The following is a 20,457-nucleotide window of genomic DNA, read 5'->3' on the forward strand; positions in this document are numbered from 1 at the left end:
AAAAATACTATACCCATTGATTGCTTAGAATTGGATATTATTTTCAGGTCCGTCCAATACTTTGGATCAATAAATCCATAGATTCAATAAAATTTTTAGCTCAAAGTGTAGTTTTAATATTTATATTTATTAATATTCAAACCGCATTGTCAACAAGTTGACTTTTTGATGCAATCATAATGTACTAATGACAGGTTATTTTAAGCTAAGGCGCATAGTTTTGGAGCAATTGAAAAATGGCCTCCCCAAAAATTTAACATACCACGATGTAAATCATGTGTTGGATGTTTTGGGTGTCTGTAACCAATATATCAAAAGGTTCAAAATCGAAGGTACGGACGCATATCTCCTAAGAATAGGCGCACTTGTACATGATTTGGGATTTACCAAATCCACACAAAATCATGAAGAAGTAGGTGCTGAAATGGCCCAAAATATAATGGAATCATTAAAAATGGATCCTGCTCATATCGAAACGGTAAAAGGATTGGTGATGGCAACCAAAATCCCACAAAATCCCAAAACCGATTTGCAAAAGATAATCTGTGATTCAGATCTTGATTATCTTGGGAGAAAAGATTATGTGGAAATCAGTGGCAAGCTTTATCAAGAATTAAAATCTACCAATGTGATCAAAACCAGAGAAGATTGGGTGGAGCTTCAGATCAGATTCTTGAACAGCCACACTTTCCATACTGAATTTGCAAGAAAAAACCGTGAGCCAAAAAAGCAGTTTTGGCTTAATTATATCTTAAAAAACGAAAATTATTAACCTATCCTACTAAGTAACTGAATCCTGTGAGAATCAAGTTTAATAAAAATGAAAAGTAGAATGGTGAAAGACCAAAGGGACGAACCTCCATAGCTAAAGAAAGGCAGAGGTATCCCTACAACAGGAAATAACCCCACTGTCATCGCAATATTGATCATAAAGTGAAACAGCAAAATTGAAATCACACAATACCCATAAATTCTTGAAAATCTATTTTTTTGCCTCTCTGCTAGCATAACCAGCCTTATCAATAAGGCGCAAAATAATCCAATAACCACAAAGCTGCCAAGCCAACCAAATTCCTCTCCTAGCGTACAAAAAATGAAATCCGTATGCTGCTCAGGTACAAAATCAAATTTGGTTTGGGTACCTTCCAAATACCCTTTTCCGAAAAATCCTCCTGACCCGATGGCTATTTTCGATTGTGTTACATTCCATCCAACACCAAGGGGGTCAAGGTTAGGATTGAACAATACCATGATTCTATTTTGCTGATGCTCCGGAAGCTTAGATACTACATAGTCAATACTGTAGGAATACCCTACAATCAATATCCCTATTCCAATTAGGCTAAGAATTCTTGGGATCTTCTTTTTCCCAAGTAAGATCAGGATCAAAATGATCACTCCTACTGCAATTGCGAGGTACAAATTATTTTCAATACCAAGAGAAAGTAAAGTAATTGCTACAAAAGATAATCCCAAAACATAATACCACTGAGGCATTCCTTCTCTGTAAAGCATGATAAAAAATGCAAAATAAACCATCGCTGTTCCCGTGTCAGGCTGAAGCATGATCAATATGACTGGAACCATAATCACTGCAATGGCTTGAATCTGGTATTTTATTTGGCCTAAATCAAAAATCGGCCTTTCCATAACTTTAGCAAGTGCTAATGCAGTAGCAAATTTAGCGAACTCCGCAGGCTGGATACGGAAATTACCGAATCCGACTGAGAGTATCTGCCCATTAACTTCCTTTCCTATAAATGGGGTAATAATGAGAAGGATGATAAAAAACCCATATAAAATCAAAGCAAGATTTTCAAAAAGGCGGTAATCAGCCACCATAATGACTGTTATCAAAAGGACAGCAGTACCAATCCAAACCAATTGCTTTCCTGAATTGATCGAAAAATCAAAAATGCTCTTTATGGATTGCTCGTCGTAGACTGCCGCATAGATATTGATCCATCCAATAATAACCAAAACGGCATATATGGCTATCGAAATCCAGTCAATTTTGTTGATGTAAAGGTCGTCTTGTCTCACGTTACATAAATTTCCCTACCAAGACATATTCCTCCAGAGCGAGTCTTTTCACTTCTCTTCTGATATACTTTTCTATCATCAAACTTGCAGTGCTCGCCGCTGCTCTTCCTCCCCAACCGGCATTTTCGACATATACAGCGATGGCTATCTGGGGATTTTCTTTGGGTGCAAATGCTATAAAAACAGAATGATCCTCTCCTTGGGGATTTTGGGCAGTACCAGTTTTGCCTGCAATAGTAATATCCGGGATAGCAGCTCTTGCAGCAGTACCGTATATGGCTTCTGCCATAGCATCCTGAATCATGTCAAAATGATGGGCATCCACACCTACATCTTTTCGGGTACGGAATTCTTCAGGAATTTTGTTTGGATCTCCATCAATGGCTTTGATCATATGCGGAGGATAATAATAGCCTTTATTAGCAAATATCGCGGCTAGGTTGGCCATCTGAAGTGGAGTAACCAGCATTTCCCCTTGGCCTATCGAAAGTGAATAAATTGTAGAATATTTCCATCTTCCCTCTCCATATTTCTTATCATATAAAACTGAGGAAGGTATTGATCCCCCTTTTTCATTTTTCATATCAATACCTAAAGGTGATCCCAATCCAAATTTCAACACAGATTCTCTCCAGGTATTTAAGCCAAGTTCTGTGTCTTTGAAGGTGTTGGAGGACACTTCCCTGTTTATCATTGCCCTGTATGCTTGGTGATAATACGGATTACAGGAATTTCTGATGGCTCCAAATAAATTTACCGGACTAGGGTGATTGTGGCAAGCCACAAGAGACCTGTTACAACTGTAGGTAGTATTTGGAGTCAATACACCCATCTGAAGGCCGACTAAAGATTGAACAATTTTGAATATGGATCCGGGAGGATACATGGCCATTATTGGCCTGTTGAACAATGGCTTGCTTTCATCCCTGTTCAATTCCATATAATTATTACCAAAAAGGGCTCCTGTTAACAAATTAGGATCATATGTCGGAGCTGAAATCATGGCAAGCACTTCACCTGTTTTTGGCTCTATTGCCACCACAGATCCTCTTTTGCCTGCCATAAGCATCTCTCCATATTGTTGCAGTTCAAGATCAATAGTTGAGACAAGGTTTTTTCCTGCAACAGAAGCTGTATCAAATTCTCCGTCTTTGAAAGATCCTTTGTCTACACCCCTGACATTTACAAGTTTGTATTTTACGCCCTTTACTCCACGGAGCTCATTTTCATAATAGCCTTCGATACCGCTCAATCCAACATAGTCTCCTTGTTTATAATACTTTGAAGAATCTTTCTCAAGTTGATTTGAGCTTATTTCACCGATATATCCCAAGGCGTTGGCAGCGCTTTGCTGAGGATATGACCTCACAGAACGGGTCATGACAAACAAGCCGGGGTAATCAATCAAAAAATCCTGAATTCTCGCAAAATCCGTAGTCGAAATCTGTTTGATCAAAGGTGAAGGTTTGACTGAAGAATATTTCTTAGCAGCAGTGTAGGTCTCAACAAGGTATTCCTTACTTATCTTAAAAATCTCACAAAACCTTGTAGTATCACCTACTTGAAATTCTCTCGGTATGACCATAAGGTCAAAAATCGGATAGTTGTATACCAATATTTTGCCTGTACGGTCATACACCAAACCTCTGTAGGGATGGTCTACCACTCTTTGAATCGCGTTACTTTCTGCCTTTTTTAAAAAACTATCGTCAACAACCTGTATCAAAAATAATTTTGTAAGGAGCACCGCTCCAATAATGATGATGATGATGATAATTGTAATCGGCCTTTGCTCGTTCATTAAATCCCTCTCCTTCTCCTGTAAAATAACAGTTGAACAATAATACTCATTACCAGCACAAAAATAACACTAGCAATTACTTTTTGAAGAGATGTGAGGAATAAATCTGTACCCAAACTTTCGATATAAAAAAACAAAACATGGTGAATAAGTATCAATGGCACGCTGTAAGACAGGAACCAACCTAAGCCCATATTCAACATGCTTGGCTGAAGGTCATCTTCATACCCTCCTGTAGGCACCAATACCAGAAGCCATCTGTGCCTGATAAAAGCTATAACCAATAAGGCAGCGGTATGAATCCCCAAAGTATCATAAAACAGATCTACACCTATCCCCAAGAAAAAGCTGATTAATAACACAGGGATGGTTTTAATGTCGAGAGGGAGTAAGATAATATAGGTTACATATAGAAAACAAAAAGCCGTTCCGAAAAGGACAAGATTTTTGAGTACCAATATTTGAAACAACAGATAAAGGAATCCGGAAAGCAAGATTGAAATTACCCTGATACTATTCATTACTTATTCCAGTTGATTGGTAAAGAGAGTCAAGCTCTTTCTGTTGAAAACTTTCCACCAAATAGACATAAGATATTTTTGAAAAATCTGTGTCTAGCTTTAAAGTTATATCAAGGTAGTTGGTATCAGTTCCGGGCTTTACTTCAATCACTGTTCCAATCGGAATCCCCTCCGGAAATATTGAATTGTATCCTGAAGTGACAACCTGATCTCCAATCTCTACCACGACATGTCGAGGAACATACATGAGTTTGGCTTGCTGTGGATTTAGACCATCCCATTTTGTGGAGCCGAATACATCATTTGTTTGAATTTTGGAGGATACCAATAACTCGGTGTGTAAGAGGGATATGATTGTAGAAAAATTGCGACTCACGCTTTTAACCCTTCCCACTACTCCTTGTTCATTGATGACGCCCATACCTGTCCTGACCCCATGATTGGATCCTTTATTGATGGTAAGGTGATTTTGAGATAGTCTTAATGAGTTATTGATTACTTTAGCGCCTTTAAACTGCATTGTGGCATACATTGCAGTATCGAGAGGAATAAAAATGGAATCCGCGGGTTTTCTGAGCGCTTCTAATTCGCTTAACAACTGTGCGTTTTTTTCCATCAGGCTTTTGTTCACAGAAGAAAGTGAAAAATAATCAACTATATTGCTCTGAGTCTGAAAAACAGATCCGCTCAATTCATTGGAACTATTAAAGAAAGCGGAACCTTGTTGAGTATTATTTGAGACGATCAGCGAAATGGCTATGGCCTCCAATAATACAAACAACAAAAACGCCCTTATTCGGTATAAAAATAGGAATATCCGCTGCATCCAATCATTAAGTCATCAGAACTGTTCTGAAATTATTGATGTTTTTCAGTGCTGTACCTGTCCCTCTGACTACAGCCCTAAGTGGGTCTTCTGCAATGTGAATCGGCAATTTAGTTTTTTGGTGAAGCCTTTTATCAAGACCTTTCAGAAGTGCCCCTCCACCAGTAAGATGGATTCCATTATCATAGATATCAGCAGAAAGTTCCGGAGGGGCAATTTCCAATGCTTTCAATACTGCCTCTTCTATCTTAGAAACTGATTTGTCCAAGGCAAAAGCGATTTCGGAATAGGAAACCTTAATTACCTTTGGAATTCCTGTCATCAAATCCCTTCCCCTGATTTCATAATCCTCGGGAGCATCATCAAGTTCAGTCAATGCGGATCCAATAGCGATTTTTACTTTTTCAGCTGAACGCTCACCTATCAACAAATTGTGCTGCCTTCTCATATAATCCAGGATATCCTTGGTAAAGGTATCACCTGCTACCCTGATTGATTGGTCCGCCACTATGCCTGACAAGGCGATAAGCGCAATTTCAGTAGTACCTCCTCCGATATCCACAATCATTGAACCCATCGGCTTTTCAATATCAATCCCAATACCTATGGCTGCCGCAATAGGTTCATAAATCATATATACTTCTTTTGCCCCTGCATGCTCTGCAGAGTCCCTGACGGCTCTTTTTTCAACTTCAGTAATTCCAGAAGGGATGCAAATTACCATTCTGTGGGATTTGGGAAACATTCCTTTTTTGTGCCCAGGGATCATTTTGATCAATCCACGGATCATTTGCTCTGCAGCATAGAAGTCTGCAATCACACCATCTTTAAGAGGTCTGATCGTCCTGATATTTTCATGCGTTTTTTCATGCATGTTCATTGCGTCCTTTCCCACTGCAAGGACCCTGTTATTTGTCCTGTCAATTGCAATGATTGATGGTTCATCAACCACAATTTTATCCTTGTGTATAATTAGGGTATTTGCAGTACCTAAATCTATAGCGATATCACTTGAAAAAAAATCGAATAATCCCATTATTTTTTGATTGAGTTGATGATAGATAATCTTATAAATTTAGCAATGAAGCGCAGAACTTCTAACGTGGGTGGGCAAAATTATTATCTAATTCCCAATTTATTACAAGAATCCAATTTTTTTTTGTGGGAATAAATTTATTACCTTTGCATTGTATTACCAGAATTGAGGGGGGACACAAGTCCCCTCTTTTATTTCATATACCTGAACAAATGAGCTTAAAAAGTACACTTGAAGAGATTGTTTCTAAACATCTTCCGGATGAGTCCTACTATTTAGTAGACGTCCAACTGGTAGAGAAAGGTCCAAAATCTCAACTGACAATCCTCATAGATGCCGACCACGGTGTCAGTATCGAGGCTTGTGCCAAGGTAAGCAGACAGGTAGCTGAGGAAATCGAAGCAAAGGAACTTTTGTCTGATGCCTACATTTTGGAAGTTTCCTCCCCGGGTTTGGACTTTCCGCTGTCTTCCAAAAGACAATATACCAAAAATGTGGGAAGAAAATTGAAGTTGACCTTAAATGACGGAAAAGAGCTGGAAGGGCAACTCGAGGAAGTAGGGAATTCAGAAGTAAAAATTCTTTGCAAAATAAAGGAAAAAGGAAAAAAAGCTGAGGACAGGATTATCAACATCCCCCTCGATGAAATAAAAAAATCAATCGTGTTAGTCTCTTTCAAATAAACAAAATGGATGCTAAAGTACTCATAGAATCATTTGCAGAATTTGCAAAGTCTAAAAATGTGGACCGTCCCACCATGATCCGCATACTAGAAGACGTGTTTAGGGCGATGATTCGCAAAAAATTCGAAACCGATGAAAATTTTGATGTAACCATCAATGCAGACAAAGGTGACCTCGAAATCCTGAGAATCAGGGAAATTGTTGATGACAATTCCGAAGACATTTGGGATTTTGATAAAATAAGCCTCACTGATGCCCGGAAAATAGAGCCGGATTTTGAGGTAGGTGAAGATGTCTATGAGAAAATCGAATTAGAAGAATTCGGAAGACGCGCTGTGATGATGGCAAGGCAGACTTTGATCCAAAAAATCAAAGACCTTGAAAAAGATTTACTCTTCAATCAATATGAAGAATTGGTAGGTGAAATCATTTCAGCCGAAGTTTATCAAATTTTGGGAAGAGAAACCCTTTTGATAGATGGAGAAGGAAACGAACTCATCCTTCCAAAAGGAGAGCAGATTCCAAAAGACCGTTTCAGAAAAGGCGATTCCGTCAGGGCTATCGTCCATAAAGTAGAAATGGTGAATGGCAATCCGCGGATAATTCTTTCAAGAACATCCCCTATTTTCTTGGAAAGATTATTTGAAAACGAAGTTCCTGAAGTATTCGATGGCCTGATTACCATCAGAAAAATCGTCAGAGAACCTGGTGAAAGGGCAAAAGTCGCAGTAGAATCTTACGATGACAGGATTGATCCTGTAGGTGCTTGTGTCGGTATGAAAGGAAGCCGTATCCACGCAATCGTCAGGGAACTTCAGAATGAAAATATCGATGTCATCAACTACACCGACAACCTTGACCTATATGTATCAAGAGCATTGAGCCCCGCAAAGGTCTCCTCATTGACCGTTGATAAAGAAAATAAAAGAATTTCAGTCTACTTGAAGCCGGACCAAGTCTCTATGGCCATCGGAAAAGGTGGATTTAACATCAGACTTGCCTCAAGATTGGTCGGATTTGAAATAGACGTATTCAGAGAACTCAATGACTATGAAGAGGAGGATGTGGATCTTGAGGAATTCGGTGATGAAATCGACAATTGGGTAATTGACGAATTGAAAAAAACCGGTTTGGATACTGCAAAGAGCGTTCTTTCACTAACAAAAGAAGATCTTTTGAGAAGAACAGAACTTGAAGAAGAAACAATTGACGAAATATTCAGAATATTAAAACAAGAATTTGAACAGTAATTTAGGTCAGATTTACCCAATAATTGGCCTATATTTGCCATCAAATTAAGAAAGTGCTTTAGTGTATGTCAGAAGAAAAAACGATGCGACTGGGCCAGATAGCCAGAAAACTCAATGTAGGTATATCTACCATTGTGGAATCTATGGCTAAGAAGGGCTTCGATGTCGAAAATAATCCCAACTCCAAAATCAGCCAGGAGCAATTTGATATGCTGGCCAAGGAGTTTAAATCCTCTGCGCAGGAAAAGGAAGAGGCCTCTCACCTTTCGATAGGTAAGAGACACCATGAAACTTTTACCATAGAAGCAGAATCTGAAGTAAAAGAGGAAAAGAAAGTTGAACCTGTTGCAGAAGTAAAGAAACCTGAGCCGGTAAAGCCTATCATTGAAACTCCAAAAACTGAAGAACCGCCACTTGAGAAAGTGGAAATAGAGGCTCCCAAATTACAGGGAATAACAGTTTTGGGAAAAATTGACCTTGATGCCCAAAAGCAATCCCAAAAAAGGGAAGAGGTTAAACCTCAGCCTCAAGCACCTGTAATACCTCCTGCAACTCCTGTTGAAAAAGAAGAAAAGCCGGTCCAAGAAAAAGTGGAACCGAAACCTCAGGCTGTGAAGCCTCAGACTGAAGACATCACTAAAAAAGTCCAGGAATCTCCAGTTCCTGTAAAAGCACCTCTTGAAGAAAAACCAAAAGTCGTAAACCCTATACCTAAACCAGTTGTAGAGAAGGTCGAAAAAATAGAAAAACCTATTGAGATAAATGAACCTAAGCCTGAGGAGAAAGTGATAGCAGCCAAAGCAGATGCTTTGAAGGGGCTTACTGTATTGGGTAAAATTGAACTTCCTGATGACAAATCAAAGAAAAAAGGGAAACCTGTAGCTTCTTCTGACGAGAAAGGAAAGGATAAGAAAAAAAGAATACGAAAAAGAATTGATAAAAAAGGCGGTCCTGCACCAAAAGGTCCTGAGACAGATGCCAATAAGCCTAGACCTGCCGGTCAAGGTCAAGGAGGACAAGGACAAGGAGGACAACCTTCCGGTCCTGGCCAAAGGGATAGAAAACCAATGCAACAGCGTCCACAAAGACCGGGGCAGCCTCAGCAAAATACTAATAGAATACAAAAAGCGGAACCTACTCAAAAGGAAATCCAAGATCAGATTAAACAAACCCTTGCAAGATTGCAGGGAGGTGGTAAATCAGGCGGCGGAAAATCAAAGAGGAGAGACAAGAAAGCGGAACGGTACAGGGAAGAACAGGAAGGAATCGAAGATTCTAAAATTCTTCGTGTAACAGAATTTATTTCTGCCAATGATTTGGCTTCACTTATGGATGTGTCTGTAAATGAAGTAATTTCTGCATGCCTTTCTCTGGGTATGTTTGTTTCCATCAACCAAAGACTTGACGCCGAAGCCATCACCATCATTGCAGATGAGTTCGGCTTTGAGGTGGAATTCACCAAACCTGATGAAGAGTTTGAAGTAGAAGAAATCGCCGATACTGCAGAAGATCTTCAAGAAAGAGCTCCTATAGTGACCATAATGGGCCACGTCGATCATGGAAAAACATCCTTGCTTGATTTCATAAGGAGATCAAAAGTAACAGCCGATGAAGCAGGTGGAATTACCCAACACATCGGAGCATATGATGTGACTACTGCTGACGGACACAAAATCGCTTTCTTGGATACTCCGGGTCACGAGGCCTTTACGGCAATGAGAGCAAGGGGTGCCAAAATCACAGACGTTGCCATCATCGTAATTGCGGCTGATGACAGCATCATGCCTCAAACCAAGGAAGCTATCAACCATGCTCAGGTAGCAGGTGTCCCAATGATCTTTGCGATCAATAAAATTGATAAGCCAAATGCCAATCCTAATAAAATCAAAGAGGAATTGGCCAATATGAATCTTTTGGTAGAAGAATGGGGTGGAAAATACCAGTCCCAAGACATTTCTGCGAAAACAGGATTAGGAGTAGATGACCTTCTTGAAAAAGTATTGTTGGAAGCTGAAATTCTTGAATTGAAAGCCAATTACAACAAAAAAGCAGTTGGTACTGTCATAGAAGCTTCTCTTGATAAGGGCCGTGGTTACGTGACTACAGTAATGGTTCAGGCAGGAACTTTGAATATCGGAGACATTATGCTTGCAGGCCCACACTATGGCCGTGTCAAAGCGATGACTGATCACAAAGGAAAGAAACTTACCAAAGCGGGTCCTTCAACACCGGTTCAGGTATTGGGATTGGCAGGTGCACCACAGGCCGGTGATACTTTTAAAGTTTACGATTCTGAAAGAGAGGCCAGAGAAATCGCCAATTCAAGAGAACAGATTCTTCGGGAGCAAAGTATGCGTACGAAGAAGCACATTACTTTGGACGAAATCGGAAGGCGACTCGCAATCGGAAGTTTCAAAGAACTCAACATCATCATCAAAGGTGATGTGGATGGGTCAGTTGAGGCACTTTCTGATTCATTGTTGAAACTTTCCAAAGAAGAGGTATCTGTCAGTATCATCCACAAAGGTGTCGGTCAGATATCCGAATCAGATGTCCTTTTGGCGTCCGCTTCAGATGCGATCATCCTAGGATTTAATGTGAGACCATCTACCAATGCCAAAAAACTTGCGGAGCAGGAAGAAATTGAAATCAGGCATTACTCCATTATCTATGATGCCATCAACCAGATCAAAGATGCGATTGAAGGTATGCTTGAGCCTGAGTTTGAGGAAATCATTACAGGAAACGTACTTGTAAGAGAGGTATTCAAAATTTCTAAAATCGGAACTATCGCCGGGTCTTATATCACCGACGGTTTCATCACCAGAAAGAATAAAATCAGGATCATCCGTCAAGGAATCGTAATTCATGATGGAGAAATCGACCAATTGAAGCGATTCAAAGATGATGTCTCAGAGGTGAAAGCCGGCTACGAATGTGGTATTTCCATCAAAAATTTCAATGATATCGAAATCGATGATACCATGGAAGGCTACATGATGCAGGAAATCAAAAAGAAGAAGTAAAACATTTATAATGATTTAAAGAAAAAGGAACGGTGTAAACTGTTCCTTTTTTTATTTTTGAGCCTTATGTTGAATGCATTACACATATTAATCCAAATTCTGATTTGCCTCTCATTTATTTGCCTTTTTTTAGGTCTTTATCGGCCTGTTTTGGTCCTATGGTTTTTAGATAGATTCAACAGACTAAAAGTTTTAAAGATGTATGGAACAATTGCTATTATCTTAATATTGATTTTGATGGCATTTGATTTTTTTTCCAACCTGCCTTAAAAGTAAGATTATAAAAACCTGACAAGGATCATTTTTTTTTGGAAAAAAAGTCTAAATTTAAATTCCTATAATCAATTCTATTGAAAAAAGTCATTTCCATATTCCTTTTGTGCTGCTTCGCATTGTACCATTTTGGATATTATGTGGCTTATTTTTCTTTTCGCTTCCAAATCGAAAGCGATTGGATGGAGAAAATCTACAGTGACAATCAGGAGGGTTTGGAAGAAAAGTTAATGGAAATCCCCCTCTCTGTGCCCTACATGGCTGATGAAGAGGATTTTAGGCCAACAAACACCTCATTTGAAAAAGATGGAAAAACTTTCAGAGCAATCAAACAAAGATACGTAAACGACACCCTTCAGATTGTTTATGTCCCTGATACCGCCAAAAGAATATTGGACAATACCATCAAGCAGTGGGTAAGTTCTCTGGTTCAAGACGATCTCCCAGACGCAGGAAATAATTCTTTATTGGTAAAGCTTTTCATTAAAGATTATACTCCGGTATCGAATGATTTCGATTATTCTCCGGTTGCTTCAGAACTTGAACAAGATTTCATAGGTTTCATTTTTTCATCTTACGAAAACAATTATTTCCATCTTAATTCCCCTCCCCCTGAGTTAGCCTGATTTGAACCTTTTGGGCTTCACATTTTCTATTCTTCTTAAGACAAGCATTGACTCTATACCCAAGTTCTCATTTTTTGAGAATCTAGGCGGGTACAGTTTCATTTTGATGTGTCTGTTAATGATTTGAATTTTAAGAAAAAAGCTGCCCGAAACCCCTTTCTAAAGAATAGGGGTAAATAATCTATCATTCTAACCAACATCAAAAGATGAAAATATTTATACGCTTAACTGCAATAGCGGCGACAACAATATGTCTTAGCATGGCTTCTTACGCCCAAACCCCTTGGGATGAAGTCATGATGGGCAAGGGAGAAATCTGTACAGCATTGATATATGAACATTCCTCATGGGATCAATATTGGGAAGGCACATATCTCCGTGAAAACGCCAATATCGGCACTTTTACCCGTCAGACAATAATGCCAATGATAGCCATGGGCATCTCGAAAAAAATCAACATTATAGCAAGTTTACCCTATATCAATACTAAAGCTTCGGGTGGAACCCAGGCAGGACAGTCAGGAATCCAGGACCTAAGCATCGCTGCAAAAGTGGATTGGCTTCAAAAACAAGTGGGAAAGGGTAAACTTCTTTTTCTCACCAATGCACACTTTAGCACCCCCTCCAGTAATTACCTTTCAGATTACATGCCATTTAGCCTTGGCGCAGGAGCTCCCGAAATCGGTTTAAGAGGTATAGGAGGCTATAAAATGGATAATGGAATTGTATTCAGGGCTGCTGCTGCTTACTTATGGCGTGGACAGACTGAAGTGGAAAGGGATTACTACTATGAAAATGGCAGTGTGTATTCAACTTTTATGAATGTCCCAAATGCACTGAATTTACATGCAGCGGTTGGGTATTGGGCTTTTGATAACAGGCTTAGAATGGAAGCGACATTCATGAGTCTCAACTGCCTCACAGGAGATGACATCCGTTCGTACAACAGGCCTCAGCCAACCAACAAAATGGAAGTAAGCCAAGTTGGAGCTTGGGTCCAATATTTCATCAAATCTGATCGGGGTTTGGGTGCTCTAGCTTATTTCAATCAAACAGTCAGTGGCAGAAACATGGGTAAAGCCACCACATTTGGTATCGGACTCACTTATCAGTTCAAAGCATTTTAATCTCAATGAATCAATGAAAAATCTAAATATATCTTATCTATATCTGACGTTAATTTTGTTAACAACAGGTTCCTGCATAGAGGAAACTCCAAATTACTTCGAATTTGAAGGATATCAATTTGAAAATCTCGATGCACAAGGAGGATCTTGGAAAACAATTTTGGTAACCGATCCATCCCTAATCGATATTCCACAACCAGAATCGACTAACTCATCACTATACCAAGCTGAATTGTCAGCATTGAAACAACAGATGTCAGGATTGTCACCTACACAAACCCAAGCTGTCAAATATTGGACAAACAATCCTGTCTTGAGATGGAATGAAATTGCTTTAGAGTTGGCAGCTAAGTATAATTTGATCCCGGGTCCAAATGCTGATGGCACCTATACACTTCCAAATCCAGCCAATCCTGTTGGTCCACCTGCATTTCCATTTGCTCATCCACCTTACACCAGCAGAATGTTGGCGTATTTAAGCGTAGCACAATTTGATGCCTTGGTAGTTACATGGCATTACAAATTCCAATTTAACAGACCCGCCCCTTACTTGACCGACAATACGATAAAGCCGGCATATGCGTCAAGCCAACTGCCTTCCTATCCATCAGATGGAGCCACGGTAGCTACTGTCTCAAAAGAAATACTGAAGTTAATGTTTCCCCTTGAAGCCAATTATCTTGAGGATAAATACCAAGAGCATATCGAAAGTCTTGTCCATGCTGGTATCAATGTCCAAAGCGATATAGATGCAGGTAATATCATCGGATCGGAAGTCATCAAATTAGCAAAACAGCGTGCCTCTTCGGACGGCATGGCAAAAGCCCAAACTCCAAAGAATGTATCAGATTCCATAGCCAATGCAGCTTTCGAGAGATTTGGATGGAAATGGGAAAATATGGAAACTCCAAAAAGGCCTGTTGGATTGACACCACTTTTTGGTCAAGTCAAAATGTGGAATGTGCCTTCGGTAGAAGAAGTAAGGCCAGGACCGCCACCTGCTCCGGGATCAAAGGAATTTGAAACCAACGCCGCAGAAATAAAAAAATTTGCAGCCCATATGACCATCAGTCAGCGTAGGATTGCCAATTGGTGGGAAGATGGAATAGGTTCTTATACACCTCCTGGACATTGGAACAAGTTTGCTAAAGAAGCAATTGTGAAGGCCAAACTCAATCCACTTCGGTCTGCAAGGGTATTTGCTTATATGAATACCGCCATCATGGACGCGGGAGTGGCTTGTTGGGATGCAAAATACTACTACCATTATCCAAGACCGATTGAAACAATTTCAGGATTCAAAACAATCCTTGGTACTCCAAACTTCCCTGCATATACTTCAGGCCATAGTACATTCTCTGCTGCAGGAGCTGAAGTACTCGCCCATTTCTTCCCTGCCGATGCAGCACAATTCCGGGCATGGGCAGAAGAAGCTGCAGTCTCCAGACTTTATGGAGGAATCCATTACAGGTTCGACGCTGAGGTGGGAATCACCCAAGGTAAAAACGTAGGTGCATATGCGGTCAATCGGGCAAAAAATGATGGCGCTCAGTAAATAATTAAAAAGGGTTTGATTACTTTACAACCCCGGTCATTTGCTATCCAAGTAGACCGGGGCTGTTTTTTTTATCCAACTTTGACAGGCTGATCTATTTCCTTTCTAAGGCTCTTAGATGCCAATACAATCAAAGCAATCGAAAGGACAAAAAGTAAGGCAGCAATTATTGACAGCACATATACTTCCTGCTTGAAATTATTCCAAGCAAATAGTCCCAAAGAGGTCAACGTAACAGTGAACATAAAAAACATAGGAATCGTCACGAAAGTAGCATTGACCTTTTGTCTGATCAGCCAAACAGCAATTGTTAATAATGCCAAAGCAGCTAACAATTGATTTGCGGAACCAAAAATCGGCCAAAGTGTAGTAAAACTCCCTGAAGCCAAAAGTAGCACCGATAATATGACGACCACTGAGGTCGAAACGTATCTATTTTGGGAAATTTTTGTCCCTACGGGATGTTTTACATCTTCAAAATATTCCTGCAAAGTAAATCTAGCCAATCTCGTGCAGGTATCTAAAGTCGTTAAGGCAAAAGCAGAAACAGTGAGGGCGACAAAACCTATTGCAAATTGTTCTGAAATTCCCATCGTAGAAATCATTCCTCCCAATCCTGTTGAAAACAAGCTTACAGGCCCTTCACTCCCAAGTCTGCTCAGGTATTCTCCCCTACTCAAAACTACCACTGCGCCAACCGAGATAATTGCTAAAAAAGATTCAATCAACATCCCGCCATAGCCGACTATTTTGGCATCACTCTCTTTGTCAAGTTGCTTGGAGGTAGTACCTGAAGCGACCAAAGAATGGAAACCTGAAATCGCACCACAGGCAATGGTCACAAACAAAACCGGAAACAAATACCCCAAATTATCTGCTGAAATATGGATTTGGTTGTCCATTTTGATTTCAGGATTGGAGATAAATACTCCGATAACAGCAGAAATCATCAACCCGTATAGTAAAAAACTATTCAAATAATCCCTTGGTTGAAGCAAAAAAGTCACAGGAGTTACTGAAGCAAAAAAAGCATATCCAAGCAACAAATAAACCCAAAGCTGGTAATCAAGAGCAAATGGAAGCTGCATTCCCAAATACACAAAATAATACATTAACACGACACCAATGGTGGTATTGATGATAAATGCAGTTTTGCTTCCTCCAAAGAATTTGTTGACATAACCAAAAACAATGGCAAGCACCATGAATAAAATGGAGGCAGAAGCCACACCGGGATTACTGACAAAGGTCTTGGCAATAATATCCGAAAAAACACCAATAACCAGAATCAGTGTAGAAAAACTGAAAATTATGAAAAGCTGTTTACCGCTTTTCCCAATATTGTTTTGAATTATCACTCCGATTGATTTTCCTTGGTTTTTCAAGGATGCAGCCATACTTCCCAAATCGTGTACAGCACCGAAGAAAATCCCTCCAACCAAAATCCAAATCACAGCCGGAATCCAACCAAATGTCACTGCTATAATTGGACCTACGATAGGTCCCGCCCCGGCAATAGACGCAAAATGATGCCCTAAAACCACAACGGGTTTACTTGGGACATAATCAATACCGTCATTGTAAAGGTGAGATGGAGCTTTTCTTTTGTCATCTAGGCCAAACCTTTTATAAGCAAATTTCCCGTAAGTAAAATAAGCTACCACAAGGATAACTCCCGATATGATTAATAAAACTGGTAAGGTCATTTTTAATTGGGTTAATAAACCTTGAATTTCCTTCAATTCAATCAAATAACAAATATTATTCTCAGGTTTTAAGCCCGGGAGTATAATAAGTACTGAATTTCCCTCTTTCAACCACTTGCATAGACCAGTTTGAAAAAATGAAGTTCCTTACCAAATTTTATTTAATGGATAATAGCTATAAATTTGTACTCCCCGAAACGCAGCTTTTGGTCTAAATAAAATATAATATGGCTTGGTTCAAAAGGACAGACAAAGGAATAAAAACCTCAACAGAGGAAAAAAAAGACACTCCGGATGGTTTGTGGTTTAAAACACCCCAAGGAAATATCATCCATACAAGAGAGCTCAAAAATAATTCATATGTGTGTCCTGATGATGACTTCCATGTCAAAATCGGTTCAAAAGAATACTTTGAAATTCTTTTTGATGGAAACAAATTTAAAGAACTTGATGCAGATATGAAATCAGGTGATCCACTGAATTTTGTGGATACCAAACCTTATAAAGGCAGAATTACTGCGACTATACAAAAAACAGAGTTGAATGACGCGGTCAGGACGGCAGTCGGAAAGATGAATGACTTGGATCTTGTCATAGCCTGTATGGATTTCAATTTTATCGGGGGGTCAATGGGTTCTGTTGTGGGTGAAAAAATCGCTAGAGCTATCGACCATTCCTTAAAAAATAAAATTCCATTTTTGATGATTTCTAAGTCAGGCGGTGCTAGGATGATGGAAGCTGGATTCAGCCTGATGCAGATGGCAAAGACCTCGGCGAAGCTGGCATTATTGGAAAAAGCTGCTATCCCCTACATTTCTCTTTTGACCGACCCTACCACAGGTGGGGTGACTGCTTCCTATGCCATGTTGGGAGATTTTAATATTGCTGAGCCGGAGGCATTAATTGGATTTGCAGGACCAAGGGTTATCCGTGAGACGATCGGCAAAGATTTGCCAAAAGGATTTCAAAGCTCTGAATTTGTGTTGGAACACGGGTTCTTGGATTTTATCATCGATAGGAGGCAGTTGAAAAACAGATTGACTACACTTCTAAACCTTCTGAGGAATTAGGAAGTTATCCATTCAAATCGGAAAAAAGGATTACCTCAAAAATCAGGGTCTTTTTGGTCGATTATATTGATTAATAAATATATTTGTGTTCCCGATTCGGGCTTAATACTGAAATTAAAAAGTAAAATAATCATTAAATGGGTTCAGTAATTATTACCTCAATAGTAGCATTTACGCTTATCATATTGCTACTCGTTTTTATCCTGTTGTTTGCCCAGTCTAAGCTAGTTGCTTCAGGTGATGTCAAAATCATTGTAAACGGGGACGAAAGTAACCCGATTGTTGCGTCAGCGGGCTCGACCCTTTTGAGCACACTTGGAGGCAAAAAAATCTTCTTGCCTTCTGCCTGTGGTGGTGGTGGTACTTGCGCCATGTGTAAGTGTGTCATCGAAGAAGGCGGTGGTGAAGTTCTACCTACAGAAGAAGGACACTTAAGCCGTGCTGAAAAACAAGGCAATGTGAGACTCTCATGCCAAGTTAAGGTCAAACAAGACATGAAGATCAGGATTCCAGAAGAAATCTTCGGAATCAAAAAGTGGGAATGTGAAGTTATGTCCAACTATAACGTCTCTACTTTCATCAAAGAATTTAAAGTGAAATTACCAGAGGGTGAAACACTTCATTTCGAATCCGGTGGATATATTCAGATTGATGTGCCTGTAATTACAGTCAATTTCAAAGAAATGGACATCACTCCTCATCCGGATTTAGGACACCCTGCAGATGTATACAAAAGTGATTGGGATAAATTTGGTCTTTGGGATTTGGTGATGAAAAATGATGAAGAGCTCTTCAGAGCCTATTCAATGGCCAACCACCCTGCTGAAGGAAACATCGTAATGCTAACCATTCGTATAGCAACCCCGCCTTGGGATAGAGCCAACAACAAATGGATGGATGTCAATCCCGGTGTGTGTTCTTCTTATGTATTCTCAAGAAAACCCGGTGATAAGGTAACTATTTCAGGTCCTTATGGTGAATTCCACATCAACCCAACACAAAGGGAAATGATTTATATTGGTGGTGGTGCAGGTATGGCTCCATTAAGATCTCATATCTTCCATTTGTTTCACACTGAAAAGACCGACAGAAAAGTGTCTTATTGGTATGGAGGAAGGTCAAAAAAGGAATTGTTTTACACCCCCCAATTCCGTGCCATTGAAAAAGATTTCCCAAATTTCACCTTTAATATCGGTCTATCAGAGCCCTTACCGGAGGATAATTGGAAAATCAAAAAAAACCTCAATGATGTTGAAGCCGACGGATATGTAGGATTTATCCACCAAGTGCTTTATGACAACTATCTGAAAAACCATCCTGAACCAGATGAAATCGAATATTACCTTTGCGGTCCTCCATTAATGAATGCAGCAGTTCTTAAACTGTTGGACGACATGGGGATTCCTAAAGAGAATATAAGGTTTGATGACTTTGGAGGTTAATCCAAAATGATAGAGTCCCGCAATAGCGGGACTTTTTTATTTCTCTCTGGATTTTTTAATTATTTTTGGATAGCCTTTACATCAAGTCCATGAATATTAGACAATACTTTGATCCAATACCTGAATTCATCACCACGCAGAAATACAGCTCCAATTCTTTTTTCAATTTTATTCACTTTCACGGAGAAACTTTCCCAGATTTGAAAGGCTTACAAATAGCCATAATAGGGCTTGTCGAAAATCGGGGCATACCAAAAGGTGAAAGTATAGAAAGGAGTGCTTCTGAGGTTCGCGATAAACTCTTCCACTTAAAAAAAGGACACGGACTTTACAAAATAGCGGACTTGGGGGATTTGAAAATGGGGCAAACCAGAGAAGAATCCATACAAATCATGGCTGTTGTGGGTGAATATTTAATCAAAAAACAGATTTTGCCGGTGTTTATAGGAGGTACACACGACCTGGATATGGGCCAATATCTTTCCTATCAAAACTTGGAAAAGCTTGTTTCTATGGTGACTGTCGATGCAAAAGTAGACATGGAAGAGGAAGGAATGCCATCTGACAACCATTCACAGGAAATTATTTTGCACCAGCCTAACTTCCTTTTCAATTACAGCCACATAGGCTATCAGAGTTTTTTGGTTGACAAAGACCTTACCGGAGTGATGGAGAAGCTATATTTTGACCATATCCGATTGGGACATCTGCGGAGTAATTTCAAGGAAATAGAACCCATTATCAGAAATTCAGATTTGTTGAGCTTTGATGTTTGTGCCATTCAATCCTCGGATGCACCCGGTGCTGCAGATGCCCAGCCATTTGGGATTTCAGGAGAGGAAGCTTGTCAGATCTGTAAGTTTGCAGGTATGAATGAAAAACTTTCCTCTTTTGGGGTTTTTGGATACCAACCCTACTATGACGACAACAGAAATAAGACTGCCTCTGTCATTGCTACCATGGTTTGGTATTTCATTGAGGGATTCTATGACAGAAAAGACACCCTATCATTCAAAGGCAATGACTATGTTAAGTACACTGTATCTCTAGACCTAAAACCATCGACTTTGGTTTTTTACAAAAGCAAAAGAAGTGAAAAATGGTGGATGGAAATTCCACATCAAGATCAGGATAAATTTGATCGAAATACAATCATTCCTTGTAGCTACCAAGACTACCAGTTGGCCCAATCGGGAGAAATCCCTGAAAGATGGATTAATGCCCAGTTAAAGCTTCTTTGATGAAAACTTATACAAGGCAACAATTGGCACTTCGCAATGGTCAGGACAAACCTGAAATTTGGGTGGCATACCGAGGGGAGATTTATGATGTATCAGATTCCAGACTTTGGAAAAACGGGAAGCATTATGAGCATTGGGCAGGCCAAGACCTTACCGATGAACTTCCGGATGCACCACATACAGCTGAGGTATTTAGAAAATTTAAAACTATAGGGCTTTTGACAGAATGAT

Annotated in this window: 17 protein-coding genes; 11 read left to right on the forward strand and 6 right to left on the reverse strand. The window is 39.7% G+C overall.

Going from position 1 to position 20,457, the window contains the following annotated elements:
• Nucleotides 1-187: 187 nt before the first annotated feature.
• On the forward strand, nt 188-772 hold the full coding sequence (locus NU887_RS08755) for an HD domain-containing protein (protein WP_258422983.1): 585 nt from the start codon (nt 188-190) through the stop codon (nt 770-772).
• Here NU887_RS08755 and rodA read toward each other — a convergent pair.
• Genes rodA through NU887_RS08780 form a run of 5 tightly spaced genes read right to left on the reverse strand, consistent with a single transcriptional unit; the run spans nt 769 to nt 6,227 of the window.
• Complete coding sequence (rodA, locus tag NU887_RS08760) at nt 769-2,043, reverse strand: rod shape-determining protein RodA (protein ID WP_258422984.1); 1,275 nt, start codon at nt 2,041-2,043, stop codon at nt 769-771. The genes NU887_RS08755 and rodA overlap by 4 nt on opposite strands.
• Before the next feature lies 1 nt (nt 2,044).
• Nucleotides 2,045-3,844 (reverse strand): penicillin-binding protein 2, encoded by a 1,800-nt coding sequence (gene mrdA, locus NU887_RS08765; protein WP_258422985.1) that lies wholly within the window; start codon nt 3,842-3,844, stop codon nt 2,045-2,047.
• Nucleotides 3,844-4,365, reverse strand: coding sequence for a rod shape-determining protein MreD (locus tag NU887_RS08770; protein ID WP_258422986.1), 522 nt, complete (start codon nt 4,363-4,365; stop codon nt 3,844-3,846). Before NU887_RS08770 ends, mrdA begins: the two co-directional genes overlap by 1 nt.
• Complete coding sequence (gene mreC / locus NU887_RS08775; RefSeq protein WP_258422987.1) at nt 4,358-5,191, reverse strand: rod shape-determining protein MreC; 834 nt, start codon at nt 5,189-5,191, stop codon at nt 4,358-4,360. Before mreC ends, NU887_RS08770 begins: the two co-directional genes overlap by 8 nt.
• A 7-nt stretch (nt 5,192-5,198) precedes the next feature.
• A complete protein-coding gene (locus tag NU887_RS08780; protein WP_084118681.1) occupies nt 5,199-6,227 on the reverse strand; it encodes a rod shape-determining protein in 1,029 nt (342 codons plus the stop codon).
• 212 nt (nt 6,228-6,439) lie between these two features.
• Between NU887_RS08780 and NU887_RS08785 the strand changes: the two genes are divergently transcribed.
• From NU887_RS08785 to NU887_RS08810, 6 genes are all read left to right on the forward strand, one after another.
• Nucleotides 6,440-6,910, forward strand: a complete 471-nt coding sequence (locus NU887_RS08785) for a ribosome maturation factor RimP (RefSeq protein WP_258422988.1) — start codon at nt 6,440-6,442, stop codon at nt 6,908-6,910.
• Between the two features lie 5 nt (nt 6,911-6,915).
• On the forward strand, nt 6,916-8,160 hold the full coding sequence (nusA, locus tag NU887_RS08790; RefSeq protein ID WP_258422989.1) for a transcription termination factor NusA: 1,245 nt from the start codon (nt 6,916-6,918) through the stop codon (nt 8,158-8,160).
• A gap of 65 nt (nt 8,161-8,225) precedes the next feature.
• Nucleotides 8,226-11,186, forward strand: a complete 2,961-nt coding sequence (gene infB / locus NU887_RS08795) for a translation initiation factor IF-2 (RefSeq protein ID WP_258422990.1) — start codon at nt 8,226-8,228, stop codon at nt 11,184-11,186.
• Between the two features lie 350 nt (nt 11,187-11,536).
• Complete coding sequence (locus NU887_RS08800) at nt 11,537-12,085, forward strand: hypothetical protein (protein WP_258422991.1); 549 nt, start codon at nt 11,537-11,539, stop codon at nt 12,083-12,085.
• Nucleotides 12,086-12,291: 206 nt separating this feature from the next.
• Nucleotides 12,292-13,212: a transporter gene (locus NU887_RS08805; protein ID WP_258422992.1), complete on the forward strand. Its 921-nt coding sequence runs from the start codon at nt 12,292-12,294 to the stop codon at nt 13,210-13,212.
• A 13-nt stretch (nt 13,213-13,225) separates the two neighbouring features.
• Nucleotides 13,226-14,767: a vanadium-dependent haloperoxidase gene (locus NU887_RS08810; RefSeq protein ID WP_258422993.1), complete on the forward strand. Its 1,542-nt coding sequence runs from the start codon at nt 13,226-13,228 to the stop codon at nt 14,765-14,767.
• A 71-nt stretch (nt 14,768-14,838) separates the two neighbouring features.
• Here NU887_RS08810 and NU887_RS08815 read toward each other — a convergent pair whose 3' ends face one another.
• Entirely contained in the window at nt 14,839-16,473 is a 1,635-nt protein-coding gene (locus NU887_RS08815) for a carbon starvation CstA family protein (RefSeq protein WP_258422994.1), read from the reverse strand.
• 227 nt (nt 16,474-16,700) lie between these two features.
• Here NU887_RS08815 and accD point away from each other — a divergent pair, with 227 nt between their 5' ends.
• The 4 genes from accD to NU887_RS08835 all read left to right on the forward strand — a co-directional run bounded on the left by accD (nt 16,701) and on the right by NU887_RS08835 (nt 20,456).
• On the forward strand, nt 16,701-17,543 hold the full coding sequence (accD, locus tag NU887_RS08820; RefSeq protein ID WP_258422995.1) for an acetyl-CoA carboxylase, carboxyltransferase subunit beta: 843 nt from the start codon (nt 16,701-16,703) through the stop codon (nt 17,541-17,543).
• A gap of 137 nt (nt 17,544-17,680) precedes the next feature.
• The gene (gene nqrF / locus NU887_RS08825) at nt 17,681-18,985 is read left to right on the forward strand and encodes an NADH:ubiquinone reductase (Na(+)-transporting) subunit F (protein WP_258422996.1); all 1,305 of its coding nucleotides are present in this window, start codon (nt 17,681-17,683) and stop codon (nt 18,983-18,985) included.
• An 89-nt stretch (nt 18,986-19,074) separates the two neighbouring features.
• The gene (locus NU887_RS08830; RefSeq protein ID WP_258422997.1) at nt 19,075-20,226 is read left to right on the forward strand and encodes a formimidoylglutamase; all 1,152 of its coding nucleotides are present in this window, start codon (nt 19,075-19,077) and stop codon (nt 20,224-20,226) included.
• Nucleotides 20,226-20,456, forward strand: a complete 231-nt coding sequence (locus NU887_RS08835; protein ID WP_258422998.1) for a cytochrome b5 domain-containing protein — start codon at nt 20,226-20,228, stop codon at nt 20,454-20,456. The genes NU887_RS08830 and NU887_RS08835 overlap by 1 nt, the downstream gene beginning before the upstream one ends.
• The last annotated feature ends 1 nt before the right edge of the window (nt 20,457 follow it).

The sequence above is a fragment of the Aquiflexum gelatinilyticum genome, from assembly GCF_024741135.1.
Classification (GTDB): domain Bacteria; phylum Bacteroidota; class Bacteroidia; order Cytophagales; family Cyclobacteriaceae; genus Cognataquiflexum; species Cognataquiflexum gelatinilyticum.